General features: G+C 32.2%; 16 protein-coding genes. 7 read left to right on the top strand and 9 right to left on the bottom strand.

The genetic code is table 11. From position 1 onward, the window contains the following. Positions 1–170: 170 nt before the first annotated feature. Entirely contained in the window at positions 171–2360 is a 2190-nt protein-coding gene (locus IW20_RS16985) for a glutamine synthetase III family protein (protein WP_035624959.1), read from the bottom strand. Between the two features lie 410 nt (positions 2361–2770). Between IW20_RS16985 and IW20_RS16980 the strand changes: the two genes are divergently transcribed. The 3 genes from IW20_RS16980 to IW20_RS16970 all read left to right on the top strand — a co-directional run bounded on the left by IW20_RS16980 (position 2771) and on the right by IW20_RS16970 (position 7441). Further along, positions 2771–3787 carry a glutamine synthetase beta-grasp domain-containing protein gene (locus IW20_RS16980; protein WP_035625026.1) on the top strand — a complete coding sequence of 339 codons (1017 nt, stop codon included), beginning with the start codon at positions 2771–2773 and terminating at the stop codon, positions 3785–3787. A gap of 508 nt (positions 3788–4295) precedes the next feature. Then, positions 4296–5264 carry a TerC family protein gene (locus IW20_RS16975; RefSeq protein ID WP_035624956.1) on the top strand — a complete coding sequence of 323 codons (969 nt, stop codon included), beginning with the start codon at positions 4296–4298 and terminating at the stop codon, positions 5262–5264. Positions 5265–5662: 398 nt separating this feature from the next. Beyond that, a complete protein-coding gene (locus tag IW20_RS16970) occupies positions 5663–7441 on the top strand; it encodes a T9SS type A sorting domain-containing protein (protein WP_035624954.1) in 1779 nt (592 codons plus the stop codon). 66 nt (positions 7442–7507) lie between these two features. On the opposite strand, the gene IW20_RS16965 is transcribed toward IW20_RS16970, so the two are convergent. The 4 genes from IW20_RS16965 to IW20_RS16950 all read right to left on the bottom strand — a co-directional run bounded on the left by IW20_RS16965 (position 7508) and on the right by IW20_RS16950 (position 12868). Beyond that, entirely contained in the window at positions 7508–8041 is a 534-nt protein-coding gene (locus IW20_RS16965; protein WP_081912501.1) for a hypothetical protein, read from the bottom strand. 168 nt (positions 8042–8209) lie between these two features. Then, positions 8210–9073, bottom strand: coding sequence for an alpha/beta hydrolase (locus IW20_RS16960; RefSeq protein ID WP_035624952.1), 864 nt, complete (start codon positions 9071–9073; stop codon positions 8210–8212). A gap of 475 nt (positions 9074–9548) precedes the next feature. Continuing rightward, positions 9549–11588: a M13 family metallopeptidase gene (locus tag IW20_RS16955; RefSeq protein WP_035624949.1), complete on the bottom strand. Its 2040-nt coding sequence runs from the start codon at positions 11586–11588 to the stop codon at positions 9549–9551. Between the two features lie 407 nt (positions 11589–11995). Further along, entirely contained in the window at positions 11996–12868 is an 873-nt protein-coding gene (locus tag IW20_RS16950) for an AraC family transcriptional regulator (protein WP_035624947.1), read from the bottom strand. 186 nt (positions 12869–13054) lie between these two features. On the opposite strand from IW20_RS16950, the gene IW20_RS16945 reads away from it, so the two are divergent. After that, a complete protein-coding gene (locus IW20_RS16945; protein WP_035624944.1) occupies positions 13055–13459 on the top strand; it encodes a secretion protein in 405 nt (134 codons plus the stop codon). Between the two features lie 396 nt (positions 13460–13855). After that, positions 13856–14236 carry a hypothetical protein gene (locus tag IW20_RS16935; protein WP_035624939.1) on the top strand — a complete coding sequence of 127 codons (381 nt, stop codon included), beginning with the start codon at positions 13856–13858 and terminating at the stop codon, positions 14234–14236. Positions 14237–14322: 86 nt separating this feature from the next. On the opposite strand, the gene IW20_RS16930 is transcribed toward IW20_RS16935, so the two are convergent. From IW20_RS16930 to IW20_RS16920, 3 genes are all read right to left on the bottom strand, one after another. Beyond that, entirely contained in the window at positions 14323–15525 is a 1203-nt protein-coding gene (locus tag IW20_RS16930; protein WP_035624937.1) for a hypothetical protein, read from the bottom strand. Between the two features lie 72 nt (positions 15526–15597). Next, a complete protein-coding gene (locus tag IW20_RS16925; RefSeq protein WP_035624934.1) occupies positions 15598–16440 on the bottom strand; it encodes a BRO-N domain-containing protein in 843 nt (280 codons plus the stop codon). Positions 16441–16667: 227 nt separating this feature from the next. Beyond that, positions 16668–17075 carry a helix-turn-helix domain-containing protein gene (locus IW20_RS16920; protein ID WP_035624930.1) on the bottom strand — a complete coding sequence of 136 codons (408 nt, stop codon included), beginning with the start codon at positions 17073–17075 and terminating at the stop codon, positions 16668–16670. 314 nt (positions 17076–17389) lie between these two features. On the opposite strand from IW20_RS16920, the gene IW20_RS16915 reads away from it, so the two are divergent. Both IW20_RS16915 and IW20_RS26395 read left to right on the top strand, forming a co-directional pair. Continuing rightward, on the top strand, positions 17390–17974 hold the full coding sequence (locus tag IW20_RS16915; protein ID WP_035624928.1) for an RNA polymerase sigma factor: 585 nt from the start codon (positions 17390–17392) through the stop codon (positions 17972–17974). A 52-nt stretch (positions 17975–18026) separates the two neighbouring features. After that, positions 18027–18170, top strand: coding sequence for a hypothetical protein (locus IW20_RS26395; RefSeq protein ID WP_165571457.1), 144 nt, complete (start codon positions 18027–18029; stop codon positions 18168–18170). A gap of 91 nt (positions 18171–18261) precedes the next feature. Here IW20_RS26395 and IW20_RS16910 read toward each other — a convergent pair whose 3' ends face one another. After that, positions 18262–18939 carry an endonuclease III domain-containing protein gene (locus IW20_RS16910; protein ID WP_035624924.1) on the bottom strand — a complete coding sequence of 226 codons (678 nt, stop codon included), beginning with the start codon at positions 18937–18939 and terminating at the stop codon, positions 18262–18264. Positions 18940–18967: the final 28 nt, after the last annotated feature.

The raw sequence follows: 18967 nt of genomic DNA, 5'->3' as shown, positions 1-18967 counted from the left end.
AATGCTAATTTTATCTTAAATTACTATCAGAAAAAAATTACTAAATCATTAAATCAATATTCAGATTTAGCTTTCATTCTAAAAAATGCATTTTAAACGTCACTTTTGAATATTTTATACAAAAAAAGGCCTGGCAAATGCCAGACCCTTTTATAATAAGCTTTAAGCTCTTATTTTGTAAATAATAGCTCTCTGTATTTAGTCAAAGTCCAAATTTCATTATCTACAAGTAGCTCTAATTTATCGCAATGGTTACGTATATCCTCAAAATAAGGTTTTACGTTATTACAATAAGCTTCTGCCATTTCTTGTGCATCTGTAAGATGGTTTGCTTTCTTTCTTTCGTTTGTCATCGCCTCTACTTTAGAGTTGATTCCTTCTATATGTCCAGAAATTTGTTTAATCAATACAATTTGCTCTTTTGCAGTAGTAAGGAAATCATCACCAAAAATTTCTTTTAATCCTTTTACATTCTCTATTAATGTATTTTGGTAACGAATAGCTGTTGGGATAACGTGATTTTTAGAAATATCTCCTAAAACTCTTCCTTCTATTTGAATTTTCTTAGTGTATTCTTCTAATTCAATTTCGTAACGCGCCTCAACCTCAACATGATTCATGATTCCTAATTCCGAGAATAAATCTAAAGCTTTCTTAGATGCTCTTGCTTTTAATGCCTCTGGAGTTGTTTTATGATTACTCAAACCTCTTTTGGCAGCTTCGATTTCCCAAGCTTCGCTATATCCATCACCTTCAAAAAGGATTTTTTTAGATACCTTAATATACTCTCTTAAAACATTAAAGATAGCATCGTCTTTCTTCATGTCTTTTAAGTCGATCAATGCATCAACTTCTACTTTAAAGTCTTTTAATTGTTTTGCAACAATTGCATTAAGAGTAGTCATTGAGTTTGCACAGTTTGCAGATGAACCTACTGCTCTAAACTCAAATTTATTTCCTGTAAAAGCAAATGGTGAAGTTCTATTTCTATCTGTATTATCTAATAATACGTCTGGAATTTTCCCAACTACATTTAGTTTTAAATCTGTTTTTTCTTCTGGAGATAATTTTCCTGTTGTTACACCTTCTAATTCTGCCAAAACCTTTGTTAATTGCTCTCCAATAAATACAGAGATAATTGCTGGTGGCGCTTCATTTGCTCCTAAACGGTGATCATTACTTGCTGTAGCGATTGCCGCTCTTAAAAGTTCTTCATAATCATTAACCGCTTTAATCGTATTGATAAAGAAAGTTAAGAACTGTAAATTACTCATAGGAGTTTTACTTGGGCTCAATAAGTTTACTCCAGTATCTGTTGCCAATGACCAGTTGTTGTGTTTACCTGAACCATTTACACCTTTAAAAGGTTTTTCATGAAATAATACTTTAAAATTATGGCGTTCTGCCACTTTTTGCATTACATCCATCAATAAACAGTTATGATCTACTGCTAAGTTTGTTTCTTCAAAAATTGGTGCCAACTCAAACTGATTTGGCGCTACCTCATTATGACGCGTTTTTACTGGTATACCCAATAACATACATTCTTGCTCTAAATCTCTCATATATAATAATGCACGAGTAGGGATAGAACCAAAATAATGATCATCTAATTGTTGCCCTTTGGCAGATGTATGTCCTAACAAAGTTCTTCCTGTCATCATAAGATCAGGACGAGATTCTGCAAGAGATCTGTCTATAAGAAAATATTCCTGCTCCCATCCAAGAGTTGCAGTAACTTTCTTTACGTTTTTATCAAAATATTTACAAATATCTGTAGCAGCATCATCAATTGCAGATAATGCTCTTAATAAAGGTATCTTATTATCTAATGCTTCTCCCGTATAAGAAATGAAAACAGTAGGAATACATAAAGTAGTTCCAAAAATAAATGCTGGAGATGTAGGATCCCAAGCTGTATATCCTCTTGCTTCAAATGTGTTTCTTATTCCTCCGTTTGGAAAACTAGAAGCATCTGGTTCTTGTTGCACCAATTGTGCTCCTCCAAATTTCTCAACTGGATCACTACCATCATAAGAAGTCTCAAAAAATGCATCGTGTTTTTCTGCAGTTGTTCCTGTTAATGGCTGAAACCAGTGTGTATAATGAGTAACTCCTTTAGAGAGTGCCCACTCTTTCATACCCATAGCTATATAATCAGCCAGTTTTCTGTCTATCTTAGTTCCATGCTGAACCGCTCCTTGTACTCCTTTAAATGCATCCGAAGTCAAATACTGCTTCATTGCTTTATCATTAAATACATTAGAACCAAAAATGGTTGATTTTCTGTCGGTTTCTTCAAACTGAACAGATTTTCTTGTTGAAGCTTCTTTTAAAGCTTGAAAACGTAATGTTGACATGCAGACAAATTTTAAGTTATTATTAATTTAGATTCTATAATAAAGTGCAAATATAATAATTAATCCCCTCCATAATGACCCTCTTTGTGTATTTTATTAAACTAATTCAAACTACACCCCTCTCTTTTCGAAGTAATTTAACAAAAGAACGTCTTTTTCGGTATTTATAAAACAATTTGACAATCCCAAAACACTGCACATTTTCAAAAAAAACGCCCATAATTGCGATATTATTTTTTATCCCCCTATAAAATTACCTATTTTTAGATTTAGGATGTAAAAATTACGCTTATGCGAAAAATAACATTACCATAAATAAAAATTACCCCCATTTTTTTAGCAATAAAAAATTAAATATATATTTGACCCAACAAAAAAATCAAAAAAATCAAAAATTAATTTATATTATTATGGCTAAAATAAAGTTAGAGTACGTTTGGTTAGATGGATATGAACCAACTCAAAATCTTAGAAGCAAAACTAAAGTTGAAGAACACGAAAATTTTAAAGGAACATTAGCAGAACTTGGTAATTGGTCATTTGATGGTTCATCGACAAAACAAGCCCAAGGAGGTTCTTCTGACTGTTTATTAGTTCCTGTTGCAATTTATCCTGACCCTACTCGTATTAATGGATACTTAGTAATGTCTGAAGTTATGTATGCAGATGGAACTCCACACCCTTCTAACGGTAGAGCTACAATTGATGATGATAATGATGACTTCTGGTTTGGTTTCGAACAAGAATATTTCATCATGGACACTAAAACTTTATTACCATTAGGATTCCCTGTAGGAGGTTATCCTGCTCCACAAGGTATGTACTACTGTTCTGTAGGTGGAAAAAATACTCACGGAAGAAAACTAGTAGAAGAACATGCTGATTTATGTATTGCTGCTGGACTTAACTTTGAAGGTATTAACCAAGAGGTTGCTTGCGGACAATGGGAATTTCAATTATTCGCTAAAGGGGCTAAAAAAGCCGGAGACGAAATCTGGGTTGCACGTTACTTATTAGATCGTTTAACGGAGAAATATGGTTACTATATCGAATATCACCCAAAACCACTTGGAGATACAGACTGGAACGGTTCAGGAATGCATGCTAACTTCTCTAACGAAGTATTAAGAACATGTGGTTCTAAAGAAACTTACGAAAAAATCTGTGAAGCTTTCCGTCCTGTTGTTGAAGAACACATCGCTGTTTACGGAGCTTACAACGAACAACGTTTAACTGGTAAACATGAAACTGCTTCTATCCATGATTTCTCTTACGGAGTATCTGACAGAGGAGCTTCAATCAGAATTCCTTTATATACTGTCCAAAAAGGATGGAAAGGATATCTTGAAGACAGAAGACCAGCTTCAAACGGTGACCCATATAAAATTGCTGCAAGAATTATCAAAACTGTAAAATCAGCATTGTAAACTTATAGCTTTATAGCGTATTTACTCAATATTATTTTTATAGTACCAGTAAGTATTATTGCCATATAAAACATTACCATTAAGGGATTAAGAAAATTTAAGTACAGTACTTAATGAAACTTAATTTCTTAATGGTATTTTTTTTTGCCACAGATTAAAGGATTTAAATCTGCTTAATCTACGCACAACATTACCACAAACTTGTCACCCTGACGGAGGAAGGGACACCGCTAGTAACTCGACAAAGATTATGGCGTTTCTCGCGAAGATTTCTCTTTCATCGAAATGACAAAATTGAGGAAAAACTTTGCGCTTTTACATAAACCTTTACACCCTTTGTGGTAAAATAAGCCACAGATTAAATGGATTAAAAAGATTTAAAACTTTGCGCTCTTTGCGTAAACCTTTGTGCCCTTTGCGGTAAAACACACCAGTTAAAATATTGAAAATATGCTTTTTAAGTATAAAACCAAAAACTATCTTTGTAATTCACTAAATAAATCAGCTTATGATAGTCTGGATACTTTTTCTGATAGCGGTAGTACTTATCCTTGCATTAGACCTTGGGGTATTTAATAAAACACCACATATTATAAGCACAAAGGAAGCCAGCAGGTGGACTCTTATTTGGGTGAGTATTTCATTCTTATTCTCTGGTGTTATATATTGGCTATACGGTACCAGTTATATCGAAAATCCCGATGGACTAAAACCAACTGCAGCCGCAATAAAATTCATTACCGGATATTTAATCGAGTTATCATTAAGCGTCGACAATATCTTTGTGATTGCTATTATTTTTGCTTCTTTTAAAATTCCACAAAAATACCAACACCGCGTTTTATTCTGGGGAATCCTGGGTGCAGTCATCTTCCGCGGACTAATGATTTTCTTTGGTGTAATGCTTATTAATAAATTTACCTGGACAACGTATGTTTTTGGTGCTTTCTTGCTTTTTACTGCAATGAAAATGTTGTTTTCGGGCAAAGAAGACGATTTTCACCCGAAAGACTCTTTTATATATAAAGTATTAGGAAAAGTAATTCCGATTACCTCTCACATGGAACATGAGAAGTTTTTCGTTTTAACCGAAAAAGGAAGAAAAGCCGCTACTCCTCTATTTGTTGCTTTAATAGTAATTGAGTTTATGGACGTTTTATTTGCAATCGACAGCGTTCCTGCCATTCTTGCCATTACAAAAGATCCTTTTTTGGTATTTAGTTCTAATATTTTTGCCATTCTCGGGTTACGTTCGATGTATTTTTTCCTTGCGAATATGTTAGCAAAATTCAGCTATTTAGAATATAGTCTAATTGCTATTTTAAGTTTTGTAGGCCTTAAAATGTTACTCCACGATTATATCGAAGTACCAGAATGGGGTTCACTTACCTTTATCGGACTTTCGCTTGCTGTAGGAATCATTGTTTCTTTGCGATTAAGCAAAAACAAAGAAGAAATTTCTAAAACAGAAGAGTGATTGTAATAGAATGCTTTTTTTTCGAACTATTAACTTTTCTAACTCTCCCTTAAATGAGAAATGAAACGCGGATGATACGGATTCGCTAAAGCGAAAACACGGATAAAAACGGATTTTTTCTACCATTAAGATATTAAGGTTCATTAAGAATTAAAGTTTAATATTTTTGACTTTCTCCCTAAATGAGAAATGGAATGCGGATGATACAGATTCGCAAAAGTAAAAACACGGATTAAAACGGATTTTTTTACACTTTCCTTTTTTTACATTTTCTTATTATCTTATTTTCTAATTCTCCCGCATCTCAAAATGTTAAATTATAAGAAAAATAGCATTATCAACAAAAAACAACTAACTTGCTTGTAAGATATTTAATTATTAATTTAAATTTTTAACTTATGAGAAAGAAATACTTTTATTACATTATTTTAATAATGTTCAGTCCATTTATTGTTGCACAAACTGTATCAATAAACTCCATCTATGTAAATTCGGTATATAGTCAATCTATAAACTTAGGAAGTAATTCTTCTTCAAATGTCACTTTATCTGTGTTAGTGGCTTTACCAGCTGCACAAAGCAATTCGAACCCTGGAACAGTAAATGTTTACTATAAAAGAAATGCAGCCGCATCTGCAATTGTTGGTGGATATGGTGGTAATCTTTTATTTAATGGCGGCACAAATGCAACCAGAGGTTTTTCCATTGATTTAAGAGCTTCTGATTTTGATACTTCGGGAGGTTTTATATATGCAGAATACAAAACATTCTCTGGTGTAGTATATAAAAGTGGAAATATATCAGTAATAAGAAATGCAGATAGTGGCGGAACTCCTGTTATTCCAGGAAATGTTCCTGATGTTACAAAAATACCAAACACATTATGTTGCAACCAAACTATAAGACAGGGTGATAAACCAGCTGTAATAACAGGCTCAGATTATGCCAATCCATACCCAGATCATCCTACTTATGGAATAGGTAGTATGTGGTCCGTAAACGGATATGCAGGTGTATCAATATTAAATAGTGATAGTAAAACTTATAGCTTAGATTATGTAAAAGATCTGAGCACTTTTACGGTAACAAGAGGTTTAAAATATAATAATAAATTCTCTTCTGCAAATAATAGTAATGCAGTAACTATTACTGTAGTACCATCGCCAATCACTTCAAATGAAATTTCAATAGATAACGCAATTATAAATCCAGATGGCTTTATTGAAATGATAAATACTAACCCTAAACAAATTAATGGCAGTCAAGTACAAGTAAATTTAAACATTCTAGATAATCCTTTCTACACTGCAAAAAGAGGAGATGTTGTTGTTGATGTTGACTATTTTGAATGGGAATATGCTAATGCACACGGCAAAAAAACATGGGCCATTATTTCAAATGAAAATTCAAGACATTTAACCTCTATTAATCCTTCAGAAATTTCAAACTCTCAAAATAATTATTATTTTGTAAGAAGAGTTGCGGTATACAAAGGTATAAGAAGAGCTAGTAATGAATTAAAAATAATGATTCGAACAATCCGCCACGATAATACTATTTGCTGTGACCAACAATTACAATATCTCTCTTCTACAGAACTAGAAAACCCCACAACTATTATTGGATCAACGCCAATATTCCAAAATACCAATATTTCTGGAAATAATTCATATTATACAATATCCTACCAATGGCAAATTCAAAATACTAGAGGAGCTGATGCTTGGTCAGATATAGCTGGAGCAACATCTAAAGATTATTTACCTGAACCCCTTAAGTTAGTTCAATCTAACAGAGGATTTACTGTTCAATCTACTTACAATTATAGACGAATTGCAAAGTTTGATTACCAAACTAACATAAATGGAAATTGGAGATATGCAACTGAATCCTGCTACAGCAACGAAGTTAATTTAAGTAGTTCTCAATATGCTTCATTATTAAAAATTTACCCAAATCCGACATCTTCAATTCTATATCTTAGTAGTAATACTAATCTAACAAATGCTAAAATAAACATCATTAACACCGTAGGACTTGTTGTCAACACAAATAATTACTCATTAATAGACTCTAATTTAATTAGCATTGATGTCTCAAATCTACTTCCTGGTATTTATTTCATTAATATCCAAGGAGAAACACCATTCTATTCATTAACCTTTATAAAAAATTAAAATAATTCTAATAAAAAAAAGGGAATCTTACGATTCCCTTTTTTTTATTCTCTAGAAGTTTAAAACTTAGAAACTAATTTCTTGAATTTGACTTTCTTTAATATTCAATTTACTCACAACATCTGAATAACTGCTTTTATTAACTGAAGCAGCAAAATCAGCAGGAACTACAACAATTCTAAAAGTTTGTCCTAATCTATAAGCAGGTGAGACTGTTCCTAAATCTGTTCCACTCAAAAAGATATTAACATAGTCATAGGTAAAATTAAAATTAAATGAAAAATCCCTCGAATCGTTATCTTTATAAAATGTTTGAGGCAAAAACTCCCAAATTGCTTTACCTCTATTTGGGTCTACACCCCCTAAGCGATATACTAAAACTACATCTGATTCAACTATTGACTTAGGAAAAATAAATCTAACTTGGAAATTATTTTGTAAAGTAAAATCATAAGGTTTATTACTTGGATTCTCGTAAACAATACCAACTAATCCATCATACCCATCATATCCCGGAGGTCCCGGAGGCCCCTCTGGTCCTTCACAACTAGAGAATGCTACCAATCCTACTATTGCAAAAAGTGTAATTATCTTTTTCATCTTTTTTTATTTTTTAAGTTATACATAAAGGTATTCCAAAAATCAAACCAAAAAAAATAATCAGTAATCTTTTATCTAAAAAAAATCACACAACAACACACAATCCACTAATTATCAATACATAAACTTCAAATCATGAAACTCTATTTTTTTTAGAATCGTATCATTTTAATTTACTACAACTCCATTTTTAGCCAATACTTTACTAAAGTACAACACATGATACGGCAATGAATTTTCCCAATATTCCCAAGTATGCGCTCCAGGTCTTTCGGTATAATCATGCTCTACTTTGCTATAAACTAATCTTCGGTGAAGTTCGCGATTGGGTTCTATTAAAAAATCATCTACTCCACAATCTATTATCAATGCTAGTTTATTGGTTTTCATCTTATCAACCATACCAAGTACTGCATAAGATGCATATACTTCTTGTGGCGCTCCTTCTTTTCCAAAAACGGGTTCCATAAATTTGTTTACCTGTACTGCATCGCGATTAAGCATTCCGCCCATATCTACAGCGCCGCTCATGCTTCCTACTGCGCAAAACAAATCAGGGTGTTTAGATGATAGATATAATGCGCCGTGTCCTCCCATAGAAAGTCCAGAAATTACTCTCCCTTTTTTATCATTAATGGTACGGTAGGTTTTATCTATTTTCTGAATTACTTCTTTTGTTATATAGGTTTCAAACTGACTTCCTTTATTTACTGGACTGTCTAAGTAAAAACTAAATGTTTCACCTTCGGGCATTACGATTATCAAATTGTATTGATCAGATAAATTCTGCACTAACTTTTTATCTGGTGTATTTTTTAGCCAATCTCCAAAATGTCCGTAAGCACCGTGCAATAAATACAATACAGGAAACGAAGCTTTACTTTTGGCATACGAATTTGGTAAAACAACTGCCGCCTTATAAGCTTTTCCCATTGCAACACTCTCTATTTGTAGCGTATCTACTTTGGCACCATAAGATAAAAGGGAACTGCATAAAAAAGCTGCTAACAATATAATTTTAATGTTTTTCATTTGTTCTATAAAGGATTAAGGTTCTGAGGCTCTAAGATATGAAAAGGTTTTTTAAAAAAGGTTCAGAGGCGCAAAGGGACAAAGGTTTAGAAAAAGGTCCTAAGGTTCTGAGATACAAAGGTACAAAGGTTTGGATTGGGCGTAAAGTAACTGCACTATTGTCTTTATAAAAAAATCTCCGCAAGAAATAGACACTTTTATGCCTGTTTCTTGCGGAAATTTCTCGTGCAAGTTTATAAATAAGATTGTGGTTGTTTAGTGCTCAAGCCAGCCCTTTGTGTCTCCGTTAGCAAAGACGCACTGCAGTCCGTCTCTACAGAAAACCTTTGCACCAAAAAAAACTTAATACCTTAAAAAGAACCTTTTCATCTCTTTAACAAAGACGCACTACGGTGCATCTCTACGGAAAACCTTTGAACCTAAAAAAACCTTTGTCCCTTTGCACCTCAGAACCTTAGTACCTTTTTTAAAAAACCTACCAAATAACTACACGTAAACTATCTGGTTGATACATTTTATCGCCTTTTTTTACATTAAATGCTTTATAGAATTCTGGCATATTGCTTAAAGGTCCATTTACTCTAAATTGTTCTGGAGCATGTACATCGGTCATGATTTGGTTAATCTTAGACTCATCTCTTCTGTTAATCATCCAAGAATAAGCATAAGAAAGGAAATAACGCTGATCTGGTGTTAATCCGCTAATTTTTTCATTATTTTTATACTGAGCAGTTTTCTTAAATGCCTCATATCCTACTACAACACCACCTAAATCGGCAATATTCTCTCCTTGCGTTGCTTCACCATTTACGTGCTTACCAAGTATAGTGAACTTATTATATTGGTCTACAATTAACTTCGTTTTACCTTGAAATTTTTTCAAATCTTCGGCAGTCCACCAATTATTTAGGTTTCCTTTTTCATCATATTGACTTCCTTGATCATCAAAACCATGCGTGATTTCATGTCCGAAGAAAGAACCTCCAAGAATTCCGTATAATATCGCATCATCAGGCATTCTTCCTTCATAACCAGGAACAATAATATTACAAGCCGGAATCACAATTTCGTTATTACTAGGATTATAATAAGCATTATAGGTTTGCGGTTGCATAGCCCATTCGTTTCTATCTACAGGTTTACCATATTTGTTTACCATATAATTATAATCCCAAGAATTGGCTCTCATTATATTACTGCAATAAGAATTCTTATCTATAGCAAGTTTGCTCATATCCTTCCATTTATCAGGATATCCAACTTTCATTACGATTTTATCTAATTTTCGTAATGCTTTCTCTTTTGTAGTATCGCTCATCCAATCTAGTTTCTTGATATGCAAACCAAATACGTCACGTATATTATTCCCTATTTCTAGTAATTTTTCTTTAACGCCTTTTGGCATATATTCAGCTACATATACCTGTCCTATTAATTCGCCTAAATAGCTGTTTGTTTGTCCAACAACTCTCTTCCAACGTGGTTTTTGCGCACTTACTCCGTTCATTACAGTCGAAAAGAATTTGAAGTTTTGCTTCTCAACATCCGCATTTAGGTATTCTGCATAAGAATTAACCAAATTCCATTTAAGGTATGTTTTCCATTCCTCAATAGGATATGTTTTTAGTAATTTATTTAATGAAGTAAAAAACTCAGGTTGTCCTACAATTACCGAATCGGCTTTGGCAATACCTAAAACTGGCAAAACTGTTTTCCAATCAATATTTGGAGTTGTTTTACCGAATTGTTCAATAGTAAGTTTATTGTAGTTTTTTATCGGGTCTCTAAGCGCTTCTAGTTTACGAGAAGATTTAGCCAAATCAGTTTCTAGCTTCATGATAGTTGCAGCGCTTTTTGTAGCCGTTGCTTCGTCTTCACCTGTAAATTTCATCATTGTTTTAAGATGAGTTAGATATTCCTTACGAATAGACTCATTTCGTTTATCAGTGTCAAGATAAAAATCTCTTTGTCCCATACCTAATCCGCCCTGACCAAAAAACAACGCATATTTTGTACTTATTTTATCGTCTTGACCTACATAAAATGAAAATGCCGGACTTGTACCAATAGTTTGCAAATATGCTATAGACTTTACCAAAGAAGGAACATCTTTTATAGCTGCGATTTTTTTCATTTCGCTATTAAGCGGAGATAAACCTGCTTTTTCGATAGCGATTGTATCCATTCCAGAAGCATAAAAATCACCGATTTTTTGTTTGTTACTTCCTTTTGCAGCCGATCCATCTGCAGCCGATTTTTCGCAAATACTTTTTATTTGCTCATTAATAGTATCCATAACAATCCTGCCGATACCGTTACTGCTATCAGTACTCGGAATTGGGTTTTTCTTAAACCAGCCATTATTGGCATAATTAAAAAAGTCATCTGCTGGATTTATCGTTGTGTCACGATTGGTTATTAAAGGATCCGGAAATACTGCTGGTTCTTTTTTGCCACAGCTCGAAACAACTATTCCCGTAAGTGTAAATACGATGAGCGTTCTAAATAAATTCATTAAGTTATAATTTTGAATGTTTTGATTAAATCTAACTAATTCCCGCTTGTTTGTTATAATATTCAAAAAACAAGAATGTAAATATAATTTTTTCTCACATACAAAATGAAACTTCAATTCTAAAAAAACAGATTATTACTGCTCCGTACAACACGTCAGATATAATTAAAATTATAAAGATTGTCTAAAAAGGGAACGCGGATGACACGGATTTACAAAAGTAAAGACGCAGATAAAAACGGATTTTGAAAATAATAAATATAAAATCCGTATTTATCTGTGTTTTCGCGATAGCGAATCCGTATCATCCGCGTTCCCTTTTATTGCCACAGATTTAAAAAAAACTTTGCGCTCTTTGCGTAAACCTTTGTGTCCTTTGCGGTTAAAATATTTGCGGTTAATATTCCTTACTTAATGACTGTTTTTAATTCCTGACGGTATTGCAAAGCACTTTTTCCTGTATAGGTTTTAAATAATTTACTAAAGTGACTGAAATTATTAAATCCGCTTTCGTAACAAACTTCATTTATACTAATCGGCTTTTCAGCCAAGAGTTTCGAAGCGTGTACCAAACGATATTCATTTACAAAAGTGGTAAAAGTCTTATTGGTGATTTTTTTAAAATATCTGCAAAAAGAAGGTGTAGTCATGCTCACCAAATCTGAAACCTCATCGATGGCAATAGCTTCCTGAAAATGATCTTTTACATAATTAAAAATAACATTTATGCGGTCATTATCCTGAGTATATAATTCTAACGAAAAACCATCGGCGTTAAGCACCGTATATTCTTCTGAGGATTCTAATTCATCTAAAATACTCAAGAGCGTTAGCAATCGTTCTAATGGAAGTTGCTTTTCCATCATTTCTATTTTCTTCCCAATTCGTTCTTTGGTTTCTCCCGCAAATGCAATTCCTGCTTTGGCTTGACCAAAAACATTTTGAACTTTTTTCATCTCGGGAACTCCAAAAAAATCATTCCCTAAAAATTCTGGTTTAATATGAATAACGGTTTCGTTTTTATTCCCCGTTTGCTCATTAGTAAATCCACAATGAGGCAAATTAGCACCTATTAAAATCAAATCTCCATTGGTATAATACGAAACATGACTTCCTATTTGTCGCTTTCCTGCTCCTCCGTTTACATAAACCAATTCTATTTCGGGATGATAATGCCATAGATGAGATTTACTATTCGTCTTTTCGGCATGTCTGGTATAGGTAAAAGAGCTTCCGTATGAGTTTGATATCACTTCAAGAGCTGGGGCGGTGGTCTTCATGATAAATTATTTAATAAATAAAACAAATTTAACTAAAACACCTAATATAATTCAAACTTTAACCTATAACGCTTTCGTAAATGAGAATACAGCATAGAAATTGGCAAATAGAGTTGTGTAAAACGATATATTCTTAAAGTAATTTAGCATCAGAGAATTAGAACTAATAATTAAAAAACTAAAGCCATGAAAAAGATTCTAAAATTAAGTCTAGTATTTGCAGTACTTTTTACAGGAATGAGTACTTATGCAATTGATGGAAATACCGATTTTGCCCTTCATGTAAGAAAAGGCGACGGTAAACTAATTACATTTTCTTTAAACAATGTAACAAAGGCATATCTTTCTATTTATGATAAAGATGGTACCTTAATTTACTCTGAGTATGCAACTGGTAAAGACGGAATTATAAAAACATTTGATTTGGCCGAATTGCCAGATGGAACTTATTTCCTGGATATAGAAGACAATGTAAAGAAATTGAGATATGCGATTAATGTTACCAATCAGGTATCAACAATGTCTAACAAATCTATTTCGCAAACATACAAAACAACTAATGCTAAAAATACAGCTGTAGCATTACGTTAGAAAATTGCATGCCCACATTTTATAAAAATGAATTTGTTTAGTTAGTAAAATCAAAACGTTATCGTTTAGAAACAGCCCTTTTAATGGTTAAAAGAGCTGTTTTTTTTGTTTATAATAATATCAAATATTCAAAATGGAGCATTTTTTTCAATAGTTTTTTATATTAAAATTATCTTTTATACGGCAACTACTACAAAAATGCAAAATACTGATTTAAAAAAAGTTATAAAAATAACATCCAAGAATCTTATGAATCCGTATATAATCACGATTTCAGCCGAAACACTTTTAAGTCAGTGACTTAGAGTAAAAATTAACATAAAAAATATTTTGTAGTTAGCGAACAATTTGTAGTTTTGCGCACCGCGATTTGAAAATTAAAACAAAAACAAAGACATGAAGAAGATTTTAGGATTAAGCTTAGTATTGGTTATTTTTTTGACAACAATGAGTACTTATGCAATTGATGGTAAAGGGGATTATATCCTGAATATAAAAACTGGAAATGGCAAAGTAGTTACTTTTACTTTGAATGGAGAACAGAAATCAGATTTCTCAATTCTAGATAAAGAAAGTCGCTTAATATATAAAGGAGCAACTACTAATGAATTAGAAACTTCAAAAACTTTAAGTTTAGAAGAATATCCTGCAGGAACTTATTATCTTGAATTTCAAGACAACGCCAAAAAAGTAAAACACGAAATTATCGTAAAATCTTCAAAAGCAAATAAAACAACTGACGAATCTTTTAATCAAAGTCCAGCTTTTCGTCGTTAAATTTTTCGCTTTTCATTAAGCAAAAACCAGTTACAATTTAGTTATTCTAGAAAGCCCAATTCTTATTAAGAGTTGGGCTTTCGTCTTTAATTTGTTTCTGTAATGATTTTATACAATTCATTACAATACTCAGCCTTATTATTTTGTTGGTTTCTTTTATTTTCCTGTCCCGTTTCATAAACCATAACCTGAAACCAAAATAAAACTCTTTTGGCCATATTCTGGGCTAAAGGATTTTTGTCGTCTAACTTCATTGTATTCAAATCCTTAATTTCAGATTTCCAAAATTTAAAATTACTATTATTCTTAGCCGATTTTAAATCTTGATCAAAACGAAGCGAAAGTTTATCTAAAAGTTCATTTTCCTGAATCTGTATCGCTTCCATTTTTGTCACTTCATCTTTATACTCTCTCGATTTTTTTATTTCGGCAATCTTGGTTCTTATAAAATTATCTTCGTTTGTATTAAAAAAAGTAATGGCTTTTTCATACGCATTTACCGAAAGAACCATTTCTTTATTAGTTTTTAAACTATCTGCTATGCGTAAATTTTTATCGTAGATTCTTTTAATAATTGTATCATTCTTAGGTCTTATATTTTTTTTGTAAGCCTGAATTTCTAACCAATCAAAAGCGCGAAGCATTTCGGATTGTTTTGGCCAAACATGCTCTTCATGAGCAACAAAAAGTGTGTTTACAATCTTTGCTTTATCTAGCCAATCTTTGTTTGCTACCATTTCCTGATAATTCATATCTCTATCTCCAACCATACCAACATACGAGAAATTATTAGACGGCGGAATAAGTTTATCCATACCATTAAACGAAGCTCCACAAGCAATAACTCCCTGAAAAGCACCCGAAGATATTCCGTAAAAACTAGCTAATCTTGCACCGCCCGAAAAGCCTGAAATATAGAGTTGCGAAGTATCAATAGGGTAAGTTTGTAAAACATCATCAAATAATCTATTAGCAACAGCAATATTAACTTGAGTAGATCCATTTCTTAAAGTATTGGAGCATACCAAAATATAATTGTACGTTTCTGCTGCCAATATAAATGGTTCAATCCCTTTTTTGCCACTGCCTCCTGGTTCAAAAATAAAAACCAATGCCAACGGGGTTTTAGCATCATACTTTTTAGGGAAATATATTGCATACGATTCTGATGGAGTCGTTGCAATTTTTACCGAATCGATAATAACTCCCGTTTGCAACAATTGCTTATCTTGACTATAACCAAAAACCGTAACAAAAAGAAACAGAATATAATAAGTAGTGTTTTTCATAACACTAAAATATAAAAAAACCTTTCATCTCTGAAAGGTTTCTAAATTAATAAAATTCTCTATGATGAGATATTATTCTTCTTTTTTAGGATTAATTTGTTGTTGCAACATTTCCTTAGCATTAAGTGATGTAACTACTTTTTTTCCTGTTTTGGATTCTAATTCTTTTAAAGCCACTTTTGCAACGTTACCACCTTGTTTAGCAACGTCTTTACTTTCATCAAAACTTTCTGGTTTAATAGCGCTAGAGATTTCTTTTGTAGATGCTTCAGCCAACATATTCAGAATTAATTCTGTATTTGTCATGTTATCTCTCAAATTCTCTTTCTTCAATCCTTTAAGTATTTTATACTCTTTAGTTGTTTTTCCTGACCATGCATTTGAAATGATATCTGTTAATGTTGCAAATTGAGTTCCTTCTTTAATTCCTCTATTTTTCCATTCGTTAGTTAATTCTTTACGAATCTCAATACTTTTTAAACGCTGATTTATCCAGCTTTCAGAATATCCTAATTGCAAATACTGCTCTAAAGCTCTGTCTATAGAAAGTTCAGGATCCTGCATTTCATCCAAACGCTCTGAGGCTATTTGTGCCAACCATAATTTAAATGGTTCTGCCTTGGGTGATGGAATTGATTGTATCATCCTAAATAATTGCTCTGTATCTGCAACATCTGTTAAACGCATTTTACCATCAAGAGCCTTCATTTTCAAACTGTGACAATTCGTCACGGTTTGGTTTCCTTCTATCTTTAAACGCTGCTTTAACTTACGCCAATAAGCATTAGCATCAACACTCTTTGTTAATACATCAATTACATCAACAATAGAAAAATACCATTTCTCCTCTTCTTGATTCCAGATAGTTCTTACTTTTTTTTCTTCAAATACCTGAATACCTTCCTGCTTATTCATTTCCTATATTCTTCTTTAAAATTACTCAAGCTCAATTAACGTTCCCCTAAATTTAATACAATATATCCAAAATCAAATATATTTAAAAACTTTACAATAAATAAGAAAAAGCTTATTTAAATTTATGCGCAATAAATTAATAGCAAGATATATACCCCTCTTTAAGACATAAAAAAAGCAGCTCGATTATAGCTGCTTTTTTAATTAGTAAATCTTTATAGAGAATATTATTTTCCTGCTAATAATTTTTCTAAATATTCCACTTTATCCTTTTCGGCTTGAACCAAACGTTCGTAAAGCTTTTTGTTTTCTTCTACTGTTTCCATTAATTTATCTAATGGATTGAAAGTACAATTATTAAGTCCAAAATAGTTGTTAGGACTTTCATTGAAAGTATTGAAATAATTAATTGCTGCTTCGTCCGAAAAATTCTTAATAGCTTCTACAGTTACACCAAGAGCTTTTGCAACTTCAATCAGTTTTTCTTCGTCTATGGTTTCGCTATTTTCTAAAGCCGATACAGCTTGTTGGTTTGTTCCTAAAGCCTGTGCCAAAGCTTCCTGTTTCATATCACGAAGTTCACGAATACGGCTAATTTTTCGCCCTATATGATTTGGTTTTGTAAGTGTGCTCATAATTCAAAGATAATGATTAAGTATAATAAAAAACAAGATGTAAAAAACATATTTAGCGCTGTACAATACGGCAAAAAATGATTTGGTACAGTACAATCGATTCCTTCCTTCGCCGAAGCAAAACAAAAGTAAGATTTTTATTTTAATGTTATTCAGTTTTTTGTGTTAATTATTCTTAATTTAATTTGCTTTATAAAAAAAATATTTGTTAAATTTGAACACTTAATTAACACTTTAAAAACCAGTAGCCTATACATTAAAATTACTTTTTAGAAAATTACTCCAATTCAAAACTAAAACTAAAAGGTAGTATTATGGCTAATCTGCAAATTCCTGACGCTCTATTGGTGAAGAACTATGTTGAAGGTAACGAAAGTGCTTTGTCAACATTGATAAAAAGACATGAATCTAAGATTTATGGATTTATATATTCAAAAATAGCAGACCGAGACATATCAAATGATATTTTCCAAGACACATTTATAAAAGTAATAAAAACATTAAAAAGCAATTCTTATAACGAAGAAGGTAAATTCCTTCCTTGGGTAATGCGTATATCACATAACTTAATTGTGGATCATTATCGAAAAAATAAGAAAATGCCAATGTATAGAGAAACCGAAGAGTTTTCGATATTCTCCGTCATGTCCGATGATTCCTTAACGATAGAGAACAAAATGATTATGGATCAAGTCGAGGTCGATTTAAAAAAATTAATCGAAGAACTTCCAGAAGATCAAAAAGAAGTACTTGTAATGCGTATGTATCAAGATATGAGCTTTAAAGAAATATCTGAAATTACAGGCGTAAGTATTAATACAGCATTAGGAAGAATGAGATATGCGCTTATGAATATTAGAAAAATTATAGAGAAGCATCAAATTATTTTAACTAATTAATATACTAAACTGAGCAATAGTCCGTTGTTATATAAAATAAACATTTATTAGCATGGCAAAAATTTACTCAAAAAAAGCAATGATTAGTAAAAATCTAAAACCCAACAAAGAAGTAGTTTCTTTTTTATTAAGTTATTCACAAGCCTTAACAGTAGTGAAAATCGAAGATAAAAGTTTTGAGATTATAGCTAATTAAACAACCCACAACAACTGTCGGATGTTTTGAAAGTAAATGAATTAATCAAATTGGTCGTTTGATTAAAAAATCACTAAGTGCAGGAATGCAATTAGTGATTTTTTTGTTTTTTAGAAGGTTGACCATTATAGTATTCATCAATAACCGATTTTCTTCCAATAGTCTTAGTAATAATATCTTTATCAAGATCCCATCCGCGAGCAGGCGAATATTCTCGACCGTACCAAATAATCTCAAGATGTAAATCATTCCAAACCTCTTCAGGAAAAAGACGTTTAGCATCCTTTTCAGTTTGAGTTACATTTTTTCCGTTAGACAAATTCCATCGATACATCAACCTATGAATATGAGTATCTACCGGAAAAGCAGGAACGCCAAATGCTTGTGACATTACAACACTTGCTGTTTTATGCCCCACCGCAGGTAATTCTTCCAGATATTCATAACTCTGAGGAACCACCCCGCCATGTTTATCAATTAGGATATGCGACAAACCATAAATACCTTTAGCCTTCATAGGCGATAAACCACACGGACGAATAATCTCCTGAATTTCTTCAACCGACATTTTAATCATATCATACGGATTATCAGCCTTTGCAAACAATATAGGTGTAATCTGATTCACGCGAACATCAGTGCACTGAGCCGACAATAAAACAGCGATTAATAAAGTATAAGGATCTTTATGATCTAGCGGGACAGGGATAGTAGGATATAATTCTTTTAACGTATTTATAACAAAAGTTACCCGTTCTTGTTTATTCATTTCCGTAAATTTAATCCCGTAAAAATAG

This window comes from Flavobacterium hydatis, from assembly GCF_000737695.1.
In the GTDB taxonomy this organism is placed as follows: domain Bacteria; phylum Bacteroidota; class Bacteroidia; order Flavobacteriales; family Flavobacteriaceae; genus Flavobacterium; species Flavobacterium hydatis.
This window is presented reverse-complemented; position numbering and strand designations above follow the sequence as displayed.

What these genes read in the sequence shown, in the direction of transcription:
- IW20_RS16985 (WP_035624959.1), bottom strand. Translation starts at nt 2,360, where the DNA reads ATGTCAACATTACGTTTTCAAGCTTTAAAAGAAGCTTCAACAAGAAAA.
- IW20_RS16980 (WP_035625026.1), top strand. Translation starts at nt 2,771, where the DNA reads ATGGCTAAAATAAAGTTAGAGTACGTTTGGTTAGATGGATATGAACCA.
- IW20_RS16975 (WP_035624956.1), top strand. Translation starts at nt 4,296, where the DNA reads ATGATAGTCTGGATACTTTTTCTGATAGCGGTAGTACTTATCCTTGCA.
- IW20_RS16970 (WP_035624954.1), top strand. Translation starts at nt 5,663, where the DNA reads ATGAGAAAGAAATACTTTTATTACATTATTTTAATAATGTTCAGTCCA.
- IW20_RS16965 (WP_081912501.1), bottom strand. Translation starts at nt 8,041, where the DNA reads ATGAAAAAGATAATTACACTTTTTGCAATAGTAGGATTGGTAGCATTC.
- IW20_RS16960 (WP_035624952.1), bottom strand. Translation starts at nt 9,073, where the DNA reads ATGAAAAACATTAAAATTATATTGTTAGCAGCTTTTTTATGCAGTTCC.
- IW20_RS16955 (WP_035624949.1), bottom strand. Translation starts at nt 11,588, where the DNA reads ATGAATTTATTTAGAACGCTCATCGTATTTACACTTACGGGAATAGTT.
- IW20_RS16950 (WP_035624947.1), bottom strand. Translation starts at nt 12,868, where the DNA reads ATGAAGACCACCGCCCCAGCTCTTGAAGTGATATCAAACTCATACGGA.
- IW20_RS16945 (WP_035624944.1), top strand. Translation starts at nt 13,055, where the DNA reads ATGAAAAAGATTCTAAAATTAAGTCTAGTATTTGCAGTACTTTTTACA.
- IW20_RS16935 (WP_035624939.1), top strand. Translation starts at nt 13,856, where the DNA reads ATGAAGAAGATTTTAGGATTAAGCTTAGTATTGGTTATTTTTTTGACA.
- IW20_RS16930 (WP_035624937.1), bottom strand. Translation starts at nt 15,525, where the DNA reads ATGAAAAACACTACTTATTATATTCTGTTTCTTTTTGTTACGGTTTTT.
- IW20_RS16925 (WP_035624934.1), bottom strand. Translation starts at nt 16,440, where the DNA reads ATGAATAAGCAGGAAGGTATTCAGGTATTTGAAGAAAAAAAAGTAAGA.
- IW20_RS16920 (WP_035624930.1), bottom strand. Translation starts at nt 17,075, where the DNA reads ATGAGCACACTTACAAAACCAAATCATATAGGGCGAAAAATTAGCCGT.
- IW20_RS16915 (WP_035624928.1), top strand. Translation starts at nt 17,390, where the DNA reads ATGGCTAATCTGCAAATTCCTGACGCTCTATTGGTGAAGAACTATGTT.
- IW20_RS26395 (WP_165571457.1), top strand. Translation starts at nt 18,027, where the DNA reads ATGGCAAAAATTTACTCAAAAAAAGCAATGATTAGTAAAAATCTAAAA.
- IW20_RS16910 (WP_035624924.1), bottom strand. Translation starts at nt 18,939, where the DNA reads ATGAATAAACAAGAACGGGTAACTTTTGTTATAAATACGTTAAAAGAA.